This is a genomic window from Streptomyces sp. NPDC001914 (genome assembly GCF_042891215.1).
GTDB lineage: Bacteria > Actinomycetota > Actinomycetes > Streptomycetales > Streptomycetaceae > Streptomyces.
The window spans coordinates 73,457-91,322 of sequence record NZ_JBIASW010000020.1 but is presented as its reverse complement, the minus strand read 5'-3'; the positions used below and the strand labels follow the sequence as shown (position 1 = coordinate 91,322).

General features: G+C 71.7%; 16 protein-coding genes. 8 read left to right on the top strand and 8 right to left on the bottom strand.

Features of this window, described 5'->3' with window-relative positions:
* Window positions 1-11 precede the first annotated feature (11 nt).
* Entirely contained in the window at window positions 12-2,228 is a 2,217-nt protein-coding gene (locus tag ACFYYF_RS36600; protein WP_388782681.1) for an MMPL family transporter, read from the top strand.
* Window positions 2,229-2,363: 135 nt separating this feature from the next.
* Here ACFYYF_RS36600 and ACFYYF_RS36595 read toward each other — a convergent pair whose 3' ends face one another.
* Window positions 2,364-2,720: an SsgA family sporulation/cell division regulator gene (locus tag ACFYYF_RS36595; protein WP_361683833.1), complete on the bottom strand. Its 357-nt coding sequence runs from the start codon at window positions 2,718-2,720 to the stop codon at window positions 2,364-2,366.
* 309 nt (window positions 2,721-3,029) lie between these two features.
* Here ACFYYF_RS36595 and ACFYYF_RS36590 point away from each other — a divergent pair, with 309 nt between their 5' ends.
* From ACFYYF_RS36590 to ACFYYF_RS36565, 6 genes are all read left to right on the top strand, one after another.
* Window positions 3,030-4,085 carry an energy-coupling factor ABC transporter permease gene (locus ACFYYF_RS36590; RefSeq protein WP_388782678.1) on the top strand — a complete coding sequence of 352 codons (1,056 nt, stop codon included), beginning with the start codon at window positions 3,030-3,032 and terminating at the stop codon, window positions 4,083-4,085.
* A gap of 1 nt (window position 4,086) precedes the next feature.
* On the top strand, window positions 4,087-4,848 hold the full coding sequence (gene cbiQ, locus ACFYYF_RS36585) for a cobalt ECF transporter T component CbiQ (protein ID WP_388782675.1): 762 nt from the start codon (window positions 4,087-4,089) through the stop codon (window positions 4,846-4,848).
* Window positions 4,836-5,603, top strand: coding sequence for an ABC transporter ATP-binding protein (locus tag ACFYYF_RS36580; protein WP_365482571.1), 768 nt, complete (start codon window positions 4,836-4,838; stop codon window positions 5,601-5,603). The genes cbiQ and ACFYYF_RS36580 overlap by 13 nt, the downstream gene beginning before the upstream one ends.
* A complete protein-coding gene (locus ACFYYF_RS36575; protein ID WP_388782671.1) occupies window positions 5,600-6,073 on the top strand; it encodes a MarR family winged helix-turn-helix transcriptional regulator in 474 nt (157 codons plus the stop codon). The genes ACFYYF_RS36580 and ACFYYF_RS36575 overlap by 4 nt, the downstream gene beginning before the upstream one ends.
* A 404-nt stretch (window positions 6,074-6,477) precedes the next feature.
* Window positions 6,478-6,882: an organic hydroperoxide resistance protein gene (locus ACFYYF_RS36570; protein WP_388782768.1), complete on the top strand. Its 405-nt coding sequence runs from the start codon at window positions 6,478-6,480 to the stop codon at window positions 6,880-6,882.
* A gap of 67 nt (window positions 6,883-6,949) precedes the next feature.
* A complete protein-coding gene (locus tag ACFYYF_RS36565) occupies window positions 6,950-8,110 on the top strand; it encodes a serine hydrolase domain-containing protein (RefSeq protein ID WP_388782668.1) in 1,161 nt (386 codons plus the stop codon).
* Between the two features lie 327 nt (window positions 8,111-8,437).
* On the opposite strand, the gene ACFYYF_RS36560 is transcribed toward ACFYYF_RS36565, so the two are convergent.
* From ACFYYF_RS36560 to ACFYYF_RS36530, 7 genes are all read right to left on the bottom strand, one after another.
* Window positions 8,438-9,289, bottom strand: a complete 852-nt coding sequence (locus ACFYYF_RS36560) for an EamA family transporter (protein ID WP_388782665.1) — start codon at window positions 9,287-9,289, stop codon at window positions 8,438-8,440.
* Entirely contained in the window at window positions 9,286-9,816 is a 531-nt protein-coding gene (locus ACFYYF_RS36555) for a YbaK/EbsC family protein (protein ID WP_388782662.1), read from the bottom strand. The genes ACFYYF_RS36560 and ACFYYF_RS36555 overlap by 4 nt, the downstream gene beginning before the upstream one ends.
* Before the next feature lie 69 nt (window positions 9,817-9,885).
* Window positions 9,886-10,671 carry a DUF4253 domain-containing protein gene (locus ACFYYF_RS36550; protein ID WP_388782660.1) on the bottom strand — a complete coding sequence of 262 codons (786 nt, stop codon included), beginning with the start codon at window positions 10,669-10,671 and terminating at the stop codon, window positions 9,886-9,888.
* Window positions 10,672-10,753: 82 nt separating this feature from the next.
* Window positions 10,754-12,439: a penicillin-binding transpeptidase domain-containing protein gene (locus ACFYYF_RS36545; protein ID WP_388782658.1), complete on the bottom strand. Its 1,686-nt coding sequence runs from the start codon at window positions 12,437-12,439 to the stop codon at window positions 10,754-10,756.
* Between the two features lie 114 nt (window positions 12,440-12,553).
* Window positions 12,554-14,185: a penicillin-binding transpeptidase domain-containing protein gene (locus tag ACFYYF_RS36540; protein ID WP_361683852.1), complete on the bottom strand. Its 1,632-nt coding sequence runs from the start codon at window positions 14,183-14,185 to the stop codon at window positions 12,554-12,556.
* Window positions 14,186-14,361: 176 nt separating this feature from the next.
* Window positions 14,362-15,000: a hypothetical protein gene (locus ACFYYF_RS36535; RefSeq protein ID WP_388782655.1), complete on the bottom strand. Its 639-nt coding sequence runs from the start codon at window positions 14,998-15,000 to the stop codon at window positions 14,362-14,364.
* Between the two features lie 4 nt (window positions 15,001-15,004).
* The gene (locus ACFYYF_RS36530) at window positions 15,005-16,744 is read right to left on the bottom strand and encodes a phospholipid carrier-dependent glycosyltransferase (protein ID WP_361683858.1); all 1,740 of its coding nucleotides are present in this window, start codon (window positions 16,742-16,744) and stop codon (window positions 15,005-15,007) included.
* 96 nt (window positions 16,745-16,840) lie between these two features.
* Here ACFYYF_RS36530 and rsmI point away from each other — a divergent pair, with 96 nt between their 5' ends.
* A complete protein-coding gene (gene rsmI, locus ACFYYF_RS36525; protein ID WP_361683861.1) occupies window positions 16,841-17,698 on the top strand; it encodes a 16S rRNA (cytidine(1402)-2'-O)-methyltransferase in 858 nt (285 codons plus the stop codon).
* Window positions 17,699-17,866 lie beyond the last annotated feature (168 nt).

Here is a 17,866-nt window from a genome sequence, read left to right as displayed (position 1 = left end):
AGTACGCCCTCGTGGCCACGTTCCTCTACAAACTCGGCCGACTCGCCTTCCGGCGACGGCACTTCGCCGCCCTGATATGGGTGGCGCTGCTGACGCTCGCGGGTGTCGGCGCCGCCTCCGCGCCCGTCGCGGGATCGTCCTCCTTCTCGATCCCCGGCACCGAGGCCCAGAAGGCCTTCGACCTGCTGGAGAGCCGCTTCCCCGGAATGAGCGCCGACGGAGCGACCGCGCGGGTCGTCTTCAAGGCGCCCGCCGGCGAGAAGATGGCGGACAAGGACAACAAGGCGGCGGTCGAGAAGGCCGTCAAGGTGCTCGGCACCGGTTCCGAGGTCACCTCCGTCAGTGACCCGTTCAAGACCCGGGCCGTGAGCAAGGACGGCTCGATCGCCTACGCCTCGGTGACGTACGAGGTCTCCGGCATGGAGCTGAAGGACGCCTCGAAGGACGCCCTGAAAGCGGCCGCCGAGGACGCGCGGCACTCCGGGCTGACCGTCGAGGTGGGTGGTGACGCGCTCCAGGCGACGCCCGAGACCGGTTCCAGCGAGGTCATCGGCATCGCGATCGCCGCGGTCGTCCTCGTCATCACCTTCGGCTCCCTGATCGCGGCCGGACTGCCGCTCCTGACCGCGCTGATCGGCGTCGGCATCGGCGTCTCGACGATCACCGCGCTCGCCAGCGCGCTCGACCTCGGCTCCACCACCTCCACCCTCGCGATGATGATCGGCCTCGCGGTCGGCATCGACTACGCCCTCTTCATCGTCTCCCGCTACCGGGCCGAACTGGCCGAGGGCCGCGAACGCGAGGAAGCGGCCGGACGGGCCGTCGGCACGGCGGGATCGGCCGTGGTGTTCGCCGGACTGACCGTCGTGATCGCGCTGGTCGGACTGTCGGTCGTCAACATCCCTATGCTCACGAAGATGGGTGTCGCCGCGGCGGGCACCGTCGCCATCGCCGTCCTCATCGCCCTGACGATGATCCCCGCGCTGCTCGGCTACGCGGGCCGCAGGGTCAAGCCGGCCGGCGAGAAGAGCAAGCTGCTCGGCGGCGGCCGCGCCGCCAAGAAGCAGGGCCGGCCCAACATGGGCACGCGCTGGGCGAGCTTCGTCGTCCGCCGTCCGCTCGCCGTGCTGCTGCTCGGCGTGATCGGCCTCGGCGCCGCCGCGGTTCCGGCCGCCTCGCTCCAGCTCGGCCTGCCCGACGACGGCTCCCAGCCGGTGTCCACCACCCAGCGCCGCGCCTACGACCTGCTCTCCGAGGGCTTCGGCCCCGGCTTCAACGGTCCGCTGATGGTCGTCGTCGACGCGAAGGCGAGCGAGAAGCCCAAGACGGTGTTCAGCACCGTGCACGACGAGATCAAGGACCTCAAGGGTGTCGTGAGCGTGAGCCCGGCGACCCCGAACAAGGCCGGGGACACCGCGATGATCACGGTGATCGCCGACTCGAAGCCGTCCTCCGTGACGACCGAGGACCTGGTCCACACGATCCGCGGCACGGGTGCCGACATCAAGGCCGACACGGACGCCACGGTGCTCGTCACCGGCTCCACGGCCATGAACATCGACTTCTCGCAGAAGCTCAACGACGCGCTGATCCCGTATCTCGCGCTCGTGGTCGGTCTCGCCTTCCTGCTGCTGATCGTGGTGTTCCGCTCGATCCTCGTTCCGCTGAAGGCGGCGCTCGGCTTCCTGCTCAGCGTGATGGCGGCCCTCGGCGCGGTCGTCGCGGTGTTCCAGTGGGGCTGGCTGTCCGGCCTGATGGGCGTCGAGGAGACCGGCCCGATCATGTCGATGATGCCGATCTTCATGGTGGGCGTGGTCTTCGGTCTCGCCATGGACTACGAGGTGTTCCTCGTGACGCGTATGCGCGAGGCCTTCGTCCACGGTGAGAAGCCGGGCCAGGCGATCGTGACCGGGTTCAAGCACGGCGCGCGGGTCGTCACGGCCGCCGCCGTCATCATGATCGCCGTGTTCTCCGGGTTCATCGGCTCCAGCGAGTCGATGATCAAGATGATCGGCTTCGGTCTCGCCATCGCCGTCTTCTTCGACGCCTTCATCGTCCGGATGGCGCTCGTCCCGGCCGTGCTCGCGCTGCTCGGCAAGCGGGCCTGGTGGCTGCCGAAGTGGCTGGACCGCCTGCTGCCGAACGTCGATGTCGAGGGCGAGGGCCTGCGCGCGCTCGAGGAGAAGCCGCGCGACGGCGACCACGACCGGAAGCTGGTCGGCGTCTGATCCTCGGCTTCCGCCGCAGGACCGCCGTTTTGAGGGAGGGCCCTCGCCGAGAACCTCGGCGAGGGCCCTCCCTCATGTGCCGTTTCGCGGCGGGCCGGCGTGCGCCGTTCCTCAGGGGGCACTGCGTGCCGTTCCTCAGTGCGCCACCGGAGTGGCGGCCATGTACGTACGGCGGAGGAACCGCATGAGCGCCTTCGTGTCGAGCTGTACGACCGCCACCCCTTGCGCCGAGTGGAACTCCAGGACGGCCTGGACGCGGCCGCACGGCCAGATGCGGACCCCACCGCTGTCGACGGGGACGCGCAGACCCTGTTCCAGGAGTTCGCGCTCGAAGGTCCATTCGTGCGGGCCGGGCAGCGTGACGCACACCCGGCGGGGGTCCTCCTCCGGGTCGTACCGGAGGGCCACCGGGACGGCCCGGTGTTCGTCGTCTGCTGAGTCGGCGGTGTCCGTCACGATATGAGCGCGGGCGTACTGTTCGACGGCGTGCATGAACCGACTCCTCACACTGCGTCACCTATGTGGAAGATGTGAATTCCGTCACCATTCCAATGTCGCACATCTCGCGGAAACCGCTCTCCGGCCGTCCGTGACCCTCCCTCAGGGAACGCCTGCCCGGTCGTGGCGGGTCCATGTGTCCGGTGTCCGGATCCGCCGCGGGGCGGATCACTCTGACGCGGTGCAGGGCTCCCACGCGCCCGCCGGGCACCCGCGAACTGCTCCCGTACGCCTGCCCGCCGTCAATTGTTCGCACTTCCTCGCTCTTGCAAGTCATTCGCAACAAGGCATTATCATCGGACGGTGCATGTACCTGACGGATTCATCAATGCCCCGGTCTCCGCGGTCACCGGCGTGGTCGCCGCAGGCGCCGTCGCCGTGAGCCTGCGAGGTGCCCGCCGTGAACTGGACGAGCGGACCGCGCCGCTCGCCGGTCTGGTCGCCGCCTTCATCTTCGCCGTGCAGATGCTGAACTTCCCGGTCGCCGCCGGGACCAGCGGACATCTGCTCGGCGGCGCGCTGGCCGCGATCCTCGTCGGCCCCTTCACAGGCGTCCTCTGCGTCTCCGTCGTCCTGCTCATGCAGGGCATCCTCTTCGCCGACGGCGGGCTCACCGCGCTCGGCGTGAACGTCACCGACATGGCGATCGTCACCACGGTCGTCGCGTACGCCGTCTTCCGCGGCCTGGTGAAGGTGCTGCCCCGCACCCGGCGTTCGGTCACCGTCGCGTCCTTCGTCGCCGCGCTGCTCTCCGTGCCGGCCGCCGCCGTCGCCTTCACCCTCATCTACGCGGTCGGCGGCACCACCGACGTCGCGCTCTCCAAGGTCGCCACGGCCATGGTCGGGGTCCACGTCCTCATCGGCATCGGCGAGGCCGTGATCACCGCGCTCACCGTCGGCGCCGTCATCGCCGTGAGGCCCGACCTCGTGTACGGCGCCCGCGGCCTGCAGCAGCGCCTCAAGCTGCGGGTGAACGGGGAGCTCGTCGACACCCCCGCGGCGGCCCCCGCCGCCCCCGTCGCGGCCCGCTCCTCGCACCGCCCGGTGTGGATCACCGGCCTGGTCACCTCCCTCGTCCTCGCCGGGTTCGTGAGCTTCTACGCCTCCGCGAGCCCCGACGGCCTGGAGAAGGTCGCCAAGGACAAGGGCATCGACACCCAGACGAAGGCCCACGCCTCCGAGGACTCGCCCCTCGCCGGATACGGCGTCAAGGACATCTCCGACGCCCGTGTCTCCGGCGGGCTCGCGGGGGTGATCGGTGTCGGTGTCACGATCGTCGCGGGCACCGGCGTCTTCTGGGCGATCCGCAGGCGCCGTACCGCCGACTCCTCGCCCGCCGCCGTTCCGGAAGGCGTCTGAGATGGGGGCGGGGCACGCCCACAAGCTGTACGTGCACGGGAACTCGCCCGTGCACGCCCTGCCGCCGCACACCAAGCTCGCCGCCACCCTCGCCTTCGTGGTCGTGGTCGTCTCCACCCCGCGCGAGGCGATGTGGGCGTTCGCGCTGTACGCCCTGCTGCTCGCGATCGTCGCCCACCGGGCCCGCGTACCGGCGGGACTGCTGCTGCGACGGCTCCTGATCGAGATCCCCTTCGTCGCGTTCGCGGTGCTCATGCCGTTCGTGGCGGAGGGCGAACGGGTGGACGTGCTCGGCCTGTCCCTGAGCGTCAACGGCCTGTGGGGCGCCTGGAACGTCCTCGCCAAGGGCACCCTCGGCGTCGCCGCCTCCGTCCTGCTGGCCTCCACCACCGGACTGCGCGAACTGCTCCTCGGCCTCCAGCGGCTGAAGCTCCCGCCGCTCCTGGTGCAGATCGCGTCTTTCATGATCCGCTACGGCGACGTCATCACCGACGAGATGCGGCGCATGCGGATCGCGCGGGAGTCGCGCGGCTTCGAGGCGAGCGGCCTGCGCCACTGGGGGGTGCTCGCGAAGTCGGCGGGCGCGCTGTTCATCCGCTCCTACGAACGCGGTGAGCGCGTGCACCTGGCCATGGTGAGCCGGGGGTACGCCGGTTCCATGCCCGTCATCGACGAGGTGACCGCGTCCCGGGCGCAGTGGTCGTACGCCCTCGCCCTTCCGTTCGCCGCCCTCGCCGTATGCCTGTTGGGATGGACGCTGTGACACCTGCCGCAACTTCTCTGGAGGTCTCCGGCCTCGCGTACGCCTACCCGGACGGGCACCAGGCCCTCTTCGGCGTGGACTTCTCGATCGGGCGCGGCGAGCGCGTCGCCCTGCTCGGCCCGAACGGCGCGGGCAAGACCACCCTCGTCCTGCACCTCAACGGCATCCTGACCGGCGGCGCCGGAACGGTGACGGTCGCCGGACTCCCGGTCGGCAAGCGGCACATGGCGGAGATCCGGCGCAGGGTCGGCATCGTCTTCCAGGACCCGGACGACCAGCTCTTCATGCCGACCGTGCGCGAGGACGTGGCCTTCGGTCCGGCCGCCGCCGGCATGAAGGGCGCCGAGCTGGAGGAACGCGTCCGCACGGCGCTGGAGCGCGTCGGCATGGAGTCCTTCGCCGACCGCCCGCCGCACCACCTGTCCTTCGGGCAGCGGCGCCGGGTCGCCGTCGCGACGGTCCTGGCGATGGAACCGGAGATCCTCGTCCTCGACGAGCCCTCCTCCAACCTCGACCCCGCTTCCCGGCGTGAACTCGCCGACATCCTGCGCTCGTTGGACGTCACGGTCCTCATGGTCACCCACGACCTCCCGTACGCCCTCGAACTGTGTCCCCGCTCCCTCGTGCTCAGCGACGGCGTGATCGTCGCCGACGGCGCGACCGGTGACGTCCTGTCCGACGACGAGCTCATGCGCACCCATCGTCTGGAGCTTCCCTTCGGGTTCGACCCGCGCTCCGTGACAATGGGGGCGTGACGAAACAAGAGGACGTCGGGCCGCCGGCCGGGTCGCTGCTGCTCGACGACCAGTTGTGCTTCGCGCTGTACGCCGCCCAGCGGGCCGTGACCTCGGCGTACCGCCCGCTGCTGGACGAGCTCGGCCTCACCTACCCGCAGTACCTCGTGCTGCTGGTCCTGTGGGAGCGCGGCGAGACCACGGTCAAGGAACTGGGCGCCGCCCTGCACCTCGACTACGGCACGATGTCGCCGCTGCTCAAACGGCTGGAGTCGGCGGGGCTCGTACGCCGTGAGCGCTCGGCGCACGACGAACGCTCGGTGCGTGTCGCCCTCACCGGGCGCGGCGAACTGCTCAGGGAGCGGGCGGAGGACGTGCCGCAGGCCCTGCTCACGGCGACCGGCCTGAACGAGGCCGATGTCGCCCGGCTGCGCGACGAACTGCGGCGGCTGGCCGAACGCGCGGAGGGCGCGGCGGCACGCGGCCGCTGATCCGGCACGCGGCCGCCGGCCTGACACGCGTTCGCCGGCCCTGGCGGGCCGCCCGGTGGCCTGGGCGGACCTGGGCGGGGCGGACCGGACCGGACCCGGGCGGGGCGGAACGGACCTGTGCGGGGCTGCCGGGCCTGGGCGGACCGGGGCGGACCGAACCGGGGCGGGGCTGCCGGACCTGCGTGGGCCGGGGCGGGTGTGACCGAGGTGGGGCGGGTCGAGGGCGGGGTGGATCACGGTTGGGGTGATCGGTACCCCGAGGGTTCCCGTGCTCCATACCGGCCAGTACCTTGTGCGCTATGCACTTGTGCGCGATGCATCTGTGCGTCACCTTCTGATGCCCGCCCCGGGGAGGTCCTTCCGTGATCGACGGCGCCGTTGCCGACACCCGTCCGACGAAGATCATGTATGTCGCCGAGGCGACCGCGCACGGCGGCCGGAGCGGCTATGTGACCAGTCAGGACGGGCAGCTCGAACTGAAGGTGGCGATGCCGCCGGCGCTGGGCGGCGACGGCAACGGCACGAACCCCGAGCAGCTCTTCGCGGCCGGATTCAGCGCCTGCTTCCACAACGCCCTGGTCATGGTCGGCCGCCGGGCCGGCCTCGACCTCTCCGGTTCCACCGTCGCGGCGAAGGTCGGGATCGGCCCCAACAAGCAGCGCGGCTACGGACTCGCGGTCGCCCTGAGCGTCTCGCTCCCCGTCCTCGACGAGGACGTGGCGGCGAAGCTCGTGGACGCGGCCCACGAGGTCTGCCCCTACTCGAACGCCACCCGCGGCAACATCGAGGTCACGATCGTGCTGGGCTAGGAATCCAAGGCCGCGGACGCGTGTTGCACTCATCATCGGCAGTGGTGAGGCGACAGGGAGCGCGGGCGTGGACGTGAACGGCACGGTGGCGGAGGGCTTCGAACCGGTCAGGGAGGCGTTCGCGGCCAACTTCGCGACGCTGGGGGACCGGGGCGCCGCCGTCACCGTCTACCGCGACGGGCACAAGGTCGTCGACCTGTGGGGCGGCACCCGCGACGTCGACGGCACCGAGCCCTGGGAACGGGACACCGCGCAGATCGTGCGCTCGGCGACGAAGGGCGTCGCCGCCGCCGTACTCCTCCTCCTCGCCCAGCGGGGACAGCTCGACCTGGACGCGCCGGTCGCCGCCTACTGGCCCGAGTACAAGGCGAACGGCAAGGAACACACCCGCGTACGGCATCTGCTCGCGCACCGGGCCGGGGTCCCCGCCGTCGACCGCCCGCTCACCCCCGCCGAGGCCGCCGACCCCGACCTGACGGCCGCGGCGGTGGCCGCCCAGACGCCCGCCTGGGAGCCCGGGACCGAGCACGGGTACCACGCGCAGACGTACGGCTGGCTGACCGGCGAGCTGGTCCGGCGCGTCACCGGGCGCACGATCGGCCGGTGGATCGCGGACGAGCTGGCCCGGCCCCTGGACCTCGACCTGTGGGTCGGGCTCCCCGCGGCGGTGGCCGGCCGGGTGGGCCGGGTCGCGCAGACCGAGGCGCCGGCCGCGCCGGGCGCCCTCAGGACCCGCCCCAAGCGGGCGGTCTCCGACGCCTACGCCGACCCCGGCACCCTCACCCGCCGCGCCTTCGCCGCGATCACCCCGGCGCCCGACGAGAACGACCCCGCCTACCGCGCCGCCGTCCTGCCCGCCTCGAACGGCATCGCCACCGCCGACGGCCTCGCCCGCTTCTACGCCGCGCTGATCGGCGAGGTGGACGGCGTCCGGCTGTTCACCCCGGAGACGCTGTCGGCCGCGCGCTCGGAGCAGTCCGCGGGACCCGACCGGATCCTCGTCGTCAACACCCGCTTCGGTCTCGGCTACATGCTCCACGGCGGAGCGTCGCCGCTGCTCTCCCCGGGTTCCTTCGGCCACCCCGGCCGCGGCGGCGCCCTCGGCTTCGCCGACCCCGAGTCCGGCATCGCCTTCGGCTACGTCACCAACGGCTTCCGCAAGAGCGTGACGGCGGACCCACGGGCCCAGGCCCTCGTACGAGCGGTACGCACCGCCATCACGGCGTAGCCGCCCGGCTCGGTCACGCTCCGGCCGGATGCCCGGGCCGGATGCCCGGGCCGGATGCCCGGCCGGCTCTTCGGCCGGAGGCGGGGGACGGGGTGCGGCTTGACCGCTTTCACGCCCGGGACGGCTTCCGGGGCGCTACCCCGATACCCGCCCCCCTGTGCCGCGGGCCCCGCGCGGGGGCAGCTCGGTCCGGCCTCGGCTTCGCACACCACGGGGACCCACCGACAACGGCCCCGGGACGACAACGGCCCCGGGACGACAACGGACCCGGGACGACAACGGACCCGGGACGACAACGGACCCGCGCCGACAGCGGCGCGCGCCCCCCTACCCGGCCCCCGCGTGCAGCATCAGCCCTATCCCGACGACCAGGAGCCCCGCCGCCGCGATGCGCGGCGCGCCGAACCGCTCCTTGAAGAAGACCGCCCCGATCGCCGCTCCGACGATGATCGAGGACTCCCGCAGCGCCGCGACCGGTGCCAGCGCGGCGCGGGTCTGGGCCCACAGGACCAGGCCGTAGGCCGCGACGGAGAGCGCCGCGCCGAGGAAGCCCACGGCGGCGTGCGGCCGCAGCCGCGCGAGCGTCCCGCCGCGCCAGCGGTACAGCGCGTACGCCGGGATGGCCACGCCCTGCAGTGTCATCAGCCAGGCGATGTAGCCGAAAGAGGTCCCGGAGGCGCGTACGCCCAGGCCGTCGACGACGGTGTACACGGCGATCGCCACGCCGGTCGCGAGCGCGGCGCCGATCGCGGCCCAGTCGGGGCGCCGGCCGCGCAGACCCCACAGGGCGACACCCGTCAGACCCGCGCAGGACAGCGCGACGCCCGAGGCCGCCCAGCCGTCGGGCACCTCGTGCGCGAAGACGGCCGCCAGCACCGTGACGACCAGCGGTGCGGAGCCGCGCGCGATGGGATACGCCTGCCCGAAGTCGCCGAGCTTGAAGGAGCGCATCAGCAGCATCATGTACGCGACGTGGACGACGGCCGAGGCGAGCAGGTACGGCCATGCCCCCGCCGACGGGAGCGCCACGAACGGCGCCATGGCCAGGCCGAGCAGCACTCCGCCGCCGGCTATGAGCGTGAAGCCGACGAGCTTGTCCTCGATGCGGTGCGCGAGCGCGTTCCAGCCCGCGTGCGTGACCGCGGCCAGCAGCACGGCCGCGGCGACGAGCGGCGTCACGCGATCGGCTCGCTCACATCCACCAGCGTGCCGCCCGCCTGCGCGATCAGGCTCCTCGGGTCCATCGGGAAGACGGTGGAGGCCGTGCCCGCCGATGTCCACACCGTGTCGTGGCCGAGCAGTGAACGGTCCACCAGGACACGGATCCTCGTACGGTGCCCGAAGGGCGGTACGGCGCCCGGTCCGTACCCGGTCGACTCCTTCACGAGCTGGGCCCCGGCCCGGGTGAGCTTCGCGGCGCCCAGTTCCCGTCGGACGAGCTCCATGCCGACGTGCGCCGAGCCGTCCAGCAGCACCAGCACCGGAGCCCCGTCCGCCGCGAAGAACAGCGACTTGCAGATCTGGCTCGGCTCGCAGCCGATCGCGGCGGCGGCCTCGGCGGTGGTGCGGGCCGTGTCCGGGAAGCGCCGGACCCGTCCGATCACCTCACCGAGCCCCAGCTCCCGCAGGGCCTCGGCGAAACGGGGGTCGGGGTCGCTCACGACGGAGGACCGGCCCTCTCCGGCGTTCTCATCGGTGACGTTCATGCACGGCACGCTAGCGGTCGGTGTACACCCCACGCGACCGGGCCCCGGCAGGCCCCCCGGCCTGTCGCCTCAGTCCCACCAGAAGCTCCACATCGAAGCGCCGACGAGGGACGCCGCGTACCGGGGGAACGGGGTCGGCGGGTCGTCGACGATGTTGTCGGCCGTGGTCAGCAGGTGTTCGAGGGCGATGTGCGTGGCCTGCCGCTCGTCGCGCGGGGGCCTCGCGACGGAGACGTACAGCGTCGATCCGATCACGCCGACCACCCGCGCCCCGAAACGGTCCTCCCAGCTCCGCAGCAGTGCGCAGAGCAGGGGGAGGGGCGCCTCCGAGCGCCAGCCGAGGACGGCGGGGATGTCGGCGCTCCGGGCCGCCTTCACGAGGCCGAGCGAGACGCCCGGCTCGCCCACGTGATGAAGGTGGGCGACGACCGCCGCCAGGGCGGCCTCGTCCGGGTCGGCCGCCGGGGCGGGGAGGGCGGCGGGGGCGAGTCCGGGCCACCGGTCGAACGGCGGGCCGGGGTCGTCCTCCCAGGGCTCGACGTCCTCGGGGCAGTCCAGCGGTTCGGGCGGCGCCGCGCGCCAGGCGAGCCGGCGTCGGCGGTCGTCGTGCCACCCCTGCTCCAGCTCGGCTTCGAGGTCGACAGAGGCTATTTCGCAGAGGTCGAGCGAGTCGGGGTGGTCGTTGTCGGCGTAGCAGAGGACCGGCCTGAGGCCGGTGGCGTCCTGCTGCCGCTGGACGCGGGCCCAGGCGTCCAGCAGCGTGGCGTACGGCATCTTGTCGGCGTACCACAGGACCGGTGAGCCGGCCGGTACGCCGCGGGCGGGCGGCAGGCCTTCCGGAAGCGAGAGCGTCATGCGCGGAGGCTAGGAGGTCCCACTGACATCGGGGCGCTTCCCGGGGCCGTAGGACGACGGAGCCGGTGCCGGTGGGTGGGTGTCAGGTGGCGCTGCCGGCCTTCAGGAGGGCTGCCACGATCGGGCCCGCCGTGCTGCCGCCGTGGCCGCCCTGCTGGACGACGCCGGCTCCCGCCAGGTCGCCCTTCCACGCGGTGAACCAGCCGTTGGGCTGCTTCTGGTTGTCGACCTCGGCGGAGCCGGTCTTGGCGCCGTAGTCGGGGCCGAGTCCGGCCATGGCCTCGGCGGCGGTGCCGGCGGCGGCCGTGTACTGCATGACCTCGCGGAGCTGGGCGAGCGTGGTCGCGGACATCGTGCGGGACGCCTTGGCCAGGGTGCGGTGATCGACCGACGGGGCGACCAGGTAGGGCTGGCGGAACGTGCCGGACTGGACCGTGGAGGCCACCGAGGCCATGTTCAGCGGGTTCATGCGGACCCCGCCCTGGCCCATCAGCTCGGCCGCCATCTGCGCGGCGCTCTGCACGGGCACCGAGCCGTCCGCGGAGGGCACGCCGATGGCCCAGTTGTTCAGGCCGAGACCGAACACCTGCTGGGCCTGCTTGGTCAGGTCGTCGTCCTTCAGCTTCTTGGCCTGGGTGATGAAGGCCGTGTTGCAGGACCGCGCGAAGCTCGCCTTGAACGTGCCGTTCTTGATCTCGAAGTCGTCGTCGTTGTGGAACTTCCAGCCGCCGTACGTCGCCGTCTTGGGGCAGGGGTGCGGCTTGTCGGGGGAGGCGAGGCCCTTCTCGAAGAGCATCGACGCCGTGATGACCTTCATCGTGGAGCCGGGCGCGAGGGAGCCCTGGAAGGCGGTGTTGAAGCCGTGGCCGCTGTTCGCGACGGCGAGGATCTCGCCCGTCGAGGGGCGCATCAGGACCACCGACGCCTTCGGCTTGGCGGCCACCAGCTTCTCGGCCTCCGCCTGGAGGGTCGGGCTGAGTGTCGTCTGCACCTTGCCGGGCGTGCCCGCGCTGAGCGTCAGCAGGGTCTTGTCGGGGGTCTTCTGCTTGCCCTTGGCCGCGGCCTTGCGGACCACGCGCAGTTCGATGCCGGCCTTGCCGCCGGCCGTCTTGCCGTACTTCTCGCGCAGCCCGTCGAGGACCGTGCCCAGGGAGGGGTACTTGGCGGCGGTCAGCTCACCGCCGTGCCGGTCGATGGCCGTGACCGGGGGCGTCCCGGCCGCGCCGGTCACCAGCCGGTCGCCGTCCTGGAGGTCGGGGTGGACCACGGACGGCTTCCAGCCGACCAGGGCCACGCCGTCCTTCGCCCGCCGTACGACGGTCAGTTTCGAGGTGTACGACAGCGGCTTGGTCCTGCCCTTGTAGGTGACGGTGGCCTTGACGGTGAAGGGGACGTCGGCGCCGGAGCGCTTGCCGCCGGTCAGGGTCACGCCGCTGATGTGGGCGTCCTTGCCGAAGCCGGTCAGCGTGGTCGTGGCCGCGGCCGAGTCGTCGGTCGCCGCGGCGGCCCCTTTGACGTCGCCGCTCTGCCAGGCCTTCAGGAAGGTGCTGGACGCCATGCCGATCTCGGCGGCGGAGAGCGGGCCCGTCTTGACGGCCTTGCGGGTGGTGGCCGTGACGCCCTCGTCGGCCGCCGCCCCGCTGCCGTAGAGGCTGTAGGCACCCAGCGCGGCGCCGACGACGGCGACGGCGATCACCCCGCCGAGGACGGCGGGCTGCTTCGTCTTCGGTCGCTCGGCGACGCGCCTTCTCTTGCCCCTCTTGCCCACAGCCTCGTGTCCTCCGCCGTCCCCTGGTGCCCCGTGGTGCCCTGTGATGCCCCCGTGCCTCTCGTTCCTCAACGAGAGGCACCACCCTAGGGTCCCGTCCTGTGGGGAGCGACTTCAGCCGCCCGTTCGTAGCACAGCTGCGACGATCGGACCGGCGGCCTGTCCGCCGTGCCCGCCCTCCTGGGTCATGGCGGAGGCCGCGATGTCGTTGCGGTATCCGGTGAACCAGCTGTTGGACTTCGCCTGGCCGTCGACCTCGGCGGAGCCGGTCTTGGCCCCGATGCTGCCGCCGAGCCCCGCCATCGCCTGGGAGGCGGTGCCGCTGACGGCCGTGCGGTTCATCATCGCGCGGAGCTGGGCGACCGTACCGGCGGAGAGGCCCTTGGCGGTGGCCAGTTCACGGCCGTCGAGGGAGCGCGGCACGATGACCGGCTGGCGGAAGACGCCCGTCATCGCGGTGGCGGTCACCGACGCCATGTTCAGCGGGCTCATCTGGACCTGGCCCTGGCCGATCATGTTGGCCGCCGTGTCCGGGCCGCCGGAGGCGGGCACCGAGCCGTCGAAGGACTCGATGCCGGTCTTCCAGTTGTTCTGCCCGAGTCCGAAGCGCTGCTCGGCCTCGTTGGTCAGCGAGTCGACCTTCACGTCGTCCGCGTACTTCACGAAGGCGGTGTTGCAGGAGCGCGAGAAGCTGTCGGAGAGTGTGGCGTTCTCTTGCGGCTGCATGCCCGTGAGGTTGTGGAAGGTCTGGCTCTGCCAGACCGCGGTGTCGGGGCAGGTCGCGGGCCCGTTGGCCGTCGTGATGCCGTTGTCGATGAGGGTCGCCGCGCTGATGATCTTCATCGTGGAGCCGGGGGCGAGCTTGCCGAGGAAGGCCGCGTTGAAGCCGTCCGCGCGGTGGTTGGCGACGGCGAGCACCTCTCCGGTGCTGGGCTTCACCGCCACCACCGAGGACTCGGCGTAGCGGGTGACGGCCTTCTCCGCGGCGGCCTGCGCGTTCGCGCTGAGGGTCGTGCGGACCTTGCCCGGCCGTCCCTTGGCGAGGGTGACCAGGGTCGTGTCGCCGCCGGTGCCCTCGGCGGCGTGCCGGATCGACAGCTCGATGCCGGGCGTGCCGCCCGCCTTGTCGCCGTACTTCTCCCGGAGCGCGTCCAGGATCGGCCCCAGGGACGGGTACTTCTCCTTCGTCAGGACAACGTTGTTCCGGTCGACGGCCTCGATCGCCGGGCTCGCCGACTCGCCCGTGACCAGGGTGTCGCCGTCCTTCAGCTCCGGGTGGACGACGGAGGGCTTCCAGCCGACCAGGGCCTTCCCGGTCGTCTCGCCGCGTACGACGGTCAGCTCGGAGTCGTACGCGAACGGCTTGCTCTTCCCGTCGTAGGACACCGTGGCCTTGACGGAGAACGGCACCCGGGCCCCGGACGCGGCCCCCGGGGTGATCTTCACGTCGGTCAGATGGGCGTCGTCGCGGTAGCCGGCGAGCAGGCCCTCGGCGCTCGACGCGTAGTTCGTGTACCGGGCGGCCCCGGCCGCGTCGCCCTTCTCCCAGGCCGCGAAGAAGGCGCGGCTGGCCTCCTTGACCTCGGCGCTGCTCGGCGGCCCGGTCTTCACCTCCGCGGGCCCGCCGGCTCCCGTACCGCCGTCCCCGCTGATCGCCGTCACCACGTTGTAGGCGCCGTACCCGGCACCCCCCACCATCACCGCGAACACGCTGCCTATGACGGCAGCCCTGGCCCCCTTGCGCATCCCGCGATCCCTCCCCGTGACCCCTCCTCTGAACTTCTGAACGCGTTCAGAAAAGTCGGTGCATGCTGCACTCTAGGCGCGGGAGGGGCGGATGGTGCAGACCTTCGCCGAATCGTTAGCCACAAAAACGGACGCATCCGTGAACATCGTTCATGGATGCGTCTCGCCGGTTCTTTTCAGCCAGTCAGGTCGACGAGGAGATCACAGTGCGGGTCGTCCGGGGCCGGCCGCCGGTACTGCTCCTCCTCGACGAGGGAAGGCAGCGAGGCGATGAGCGCGGTGGCGGGGATTTCGGTCAGGCGGATGTCCGCGCCGATGACACCGGGCCGGTCAGCGCGCTGTACGTAGAGCCGCAGCAACCCGTCGCCGCGCATCAGAAAGCCGATCAGGAAGGGGTTCTCGTCGTCGCCGGGGCCGGACAGCGCCCGCACGACGGTGAGTGCCCGGCCCTGCTCGGGTTCCGGGTCCGGGGTGATCTCCTCCGGGCGCAGGCGGACCAGCGTCATCCCCATGACCTCGTCGACATCGCCGCTGCCGTGGATCCGGGGTCCGGTCAGGACCGTACGCAGCAGGCCGGGGATCCAGTAGGGCGTCACCGTGTCGTTCGGGATCTCGTAGAGCAGGTCCATGACGTGCTCGCCCTCGCCGGCACGGACGGCGATCCGTACGGCGCCGGGCGCGGGCAGGACACCGAGCAGGCGGCAGTGATCGGCGACCGGGGCGTTCAGGTAGTACAGCAGGCGGCGGGTGACGTCCGCCTGCTGCTCCCGGTCCTCGGGGTCCGTCCACCCGGCCCCACCCGCGGGTCCGCTCACCCGGCTAGACCCACGTATCCAGCCACATCCGTGACCGCCACTGTTCGATCGGGATCGCTGTGCCCGTGTACAGGGGCCAGAAGTAGATGAAGTTCCAGAGGATCAGGAGGACCAGGACGCCGGCTCCGGCTGCGCCGATGACCCGGCGGCGTTCTCCCGAGCCGGGTGGGCCGAGGATCGCGCCGATCATCATCGTCACCGCCAGGCACAGGAACGGGACGAAGACGACGGCGTAGAAGAAGAAGATCGTGCGCTCCTGGTACAGGAACCAGGGGAGATAGCCGGCCGCGATGCCGCAGGCGATGGCGCCCGCCCGCCAGTCGCGGCGGAACGCCCAGCGCCACAGCACGTACAGGATCGCGAAGCCCGCCGCCCACCACAGCAGCGGCGTGCCGAGCGCCAGCACCTCGCGGGCGCACTTGTCGCCCGCGTCGGAGGGGCAGCCGTCCTTGCCGGGCAGCGGGGACTCGTAGAAGTACGAGACCGGGCGGCCCAGGACGATCCAGCTCCACGGGTTGGACTGGTAGGTGTGCGGCGACGACAGTCCGACGTGGAACTTGTAGACCTCGTGCTCGTAGTGCCACAGGCTGCGCAGCCAGTCCGGCAGGAAGGTCCAGTTGCCACCCTTGCCGTCCGTCACGGCCCAGTTGCGGAAGTAGCCGCCCTTGCCGTTGTCCGGCGAGAGGATCCAGCCGGTCCAGGAGACGAGGTACACCGACACGGCCACCGGGACCGTCGCCAGGAACGTGATGCCGGTGTCGTGCCTGAGGGCCGCCGCGTAGGGGTTGCGGGCGCCCGCGACCCGGCGCGAGGCCACGTCCCACAGGACCGCCATCACGCAGAACGCGGCGAGGATGTACAGCCCGTTCCACTTGGTGCCGATGGCCAGGCCCAGCATCAGGCCGGCCGCCCAGCGCCAGGGCCGCCAGCCCAGCCGGGTGGTCTCGGCGACGTCCCGGTCGGGGCGGGCCGAGCCGTACTCGTCGACGGGCAGGGCCGCCGCCAGTCTCGCCCGCGCCTTGTCACGGTCCACCACCAGACAGCCGAAGGCCGCCAGCACGAAGAACATCAGCACACCGTCGAGCAGCGAGGTGCGGCTCATCACGAAGTGCAGACCGTCCACCGCCATCAGCAGGCCCGCGAGGCAGCCGAGGAACGTCGAACGGAACAGCCGGCGCCCGATCCGGCACAGCAGCAGCACCGACAGCGTGCCGAGCAGCGCGGTCATGAAGCGCCAGCCGAAGGGGTTGAAGCCGAACATCCACTCGCCGAGCCCGATGACGTACTTCCCGACCGGCGGGTGCACGACATAGGCGGCGTCGGCCGGGACCTTCACGTGCCCGTTGGACTGGAGGATCAGGTCGTTGGCGTCCTTCGCCCAGTTGACCTCGTAGCCGCGGTGGAAGAGCGCCCAGGCGTCCTTCGCGTAGTACGTCTCGTCGAATATCACCGCCTTCGGGCTGCCCAGGTTCCAGAACCGCAGCAACCCCGCGAGCAGGGTCACCAGGAGCGGGCCCACCCACCCCGACCAGCGGTTGAACCGGTCGGCGACCTCCTGACGCAGCCCGAGCGCGGCCCAGATCCCCGGGCCTGGCTGGGCGTACGGCGGCACGAGGCGGTCGCGCACATCACTTCTGGGCGGCGCCGTGTAGCCGAATCGGCGCAGCCGCTGCTGCCACGACGGCCGCTGAGCGTCGGCGGCCTGGCCCTGCCGGGTGTCCGTGGAGGACGCGGTACTGGTCACCGCGCCATCGTAGGGAACAGGTCTGTGGGAGTCCCGTGCATGGGGCCCTTCCGGTCGGATGAGCTTGCCGGGCCGCACCCCTGCGAGGATGGGAGCGTGACAGGAATCCTTGTGTTGGCAGGCACTCCCATCGGCGACATCTCCGACGCGCCGCCACGGCTCGCCGCGGAACTGACCGGGGCCGATGTCGTCGCCGCCGAGGACACCCGCAGGCTGCGCAGGCTCACCCAGTCCCTCGGCGTGCAGCCGACGGGGCGGATCGTGTCGTACTTCGAGGGGAACGAGGCCGCCCGGACCCCCGAGCTCGTCGAGGCGCTCGTCGGCGGGGCGCGGGTCCTGCTCGTGACCGACGCCGGGATGCCGTCCGTGTCGGACCCCGGCTACCGGCTGGTCGCGGCCGCGGTCGAGAAGGACATCAAGGTCACCGCCGTCCCCGGCCCCTCCGCCGTGCTCACCGCGCTCGCGCTGTCCGGCCTGCCCGTCGACCGCTTCTGCTTCGAGGGCTTCCTGCCCAGGAAGGCCGGCGAGCGGCTGTCCCGGCTGCGGGAGGTCGCCGAGGAGCGCCGCACGCTCGTCTACTTCGAGGCGCCCCACCGGCTCGACGACACCCTCGCCGCCATGGCCGAGGTCTTCGGCACCCAGCGCCGCGCCGCCGTCTGCCGCGAACTGACCAAGACGTACGAGGAGGTCAAGCGCGGCCCGCTGGGCGAGCTGGCCGCCTGGGCCGCCGAGGGGGTCCGCGGCGAGATCACCGTCGTCGTCGAGGGCGCCCCCGAGAAGGGCGCCGAGGAACTGGACGCCGCCGAGCTGGTGCGCAGGGTGCGGGTGCGCGAGGAGGCGGGGGAGCGGCGCAAGGAGGCCATCGCCGCCGTCGCCGCCGAGGCGGGACTGCCCAAGCGGGACGTCTTCGATGCGGTCGTGGCGGCAAAGAACGCAGAACGAAGCGGCCCATAGAAGGGCAAAGGACTATCGTGAAAAGCAAAGCTCAGGCCGTGTGACAGGAGCCTTCCGACAAGGAAAGGCCAAAACGGCTCCAACACTCGGCAGGCCGGATGCGTTCGCGCCGGGAGAGGCGTCCACTGGACGAAGGGACGCACCCGTCCCTCGCCTCCGGCGAACCGG

Bases quoted from the DNA above. Each gene is read 5' to 3' on its own strand.
- ACFYYF_RS36595 (WP_361683833.1), bottom strand. From the start codon at position 2,720: ATGCACGCCGTCGAACAGTACGCCCGCGCTCATATCGTGACGGACACC.
- cbiQ (WP_388782675.1), top strand. From the start codon at position 4,087: ATGGGGGCGGGGCACGCCCACAAGCTGTACGTGCACGGGAACTCGCCC.
- ACFYYF_RS36580 (WP_365482571.1), top strand. From the start codon at position 4,836: ATGGACGCTGTGACACCTGCCGCAACTTCTCTGGAGGTCTCCGGCCTC.
- ACFYYF_RS36570 (WP_388782768.1), top strand. From the start codon at position 6,478: ATGTATGTCGCCGAGGCGACCGCGCACGGCGGCCGGAGCGGCTATGTG.
- ACFYYF_RS36555 (WP_388782662.1), bottom strand. From the start codon at position 9,816: ATGAACGTCACCGATGAGAACGCCGGAGAGGGCCGGTCCTCCGTCGTG.
- ACFYYF_RS36550 (WP_388782660.1), bottom strand. From the start codon at position 10,671: ATGACGCTCTCGCTTCCGGAAGGCCTGCCGCCCGCCCGCGGCGTACCG.
- ACFYYF_RS36540 (WP_361683852.1), bottom strand. From the start codon at position 14,185: ATGCGCAAGGGGGCCAGGGCTGCCGTCATAGGCAGCGTGTTCGCGGTG.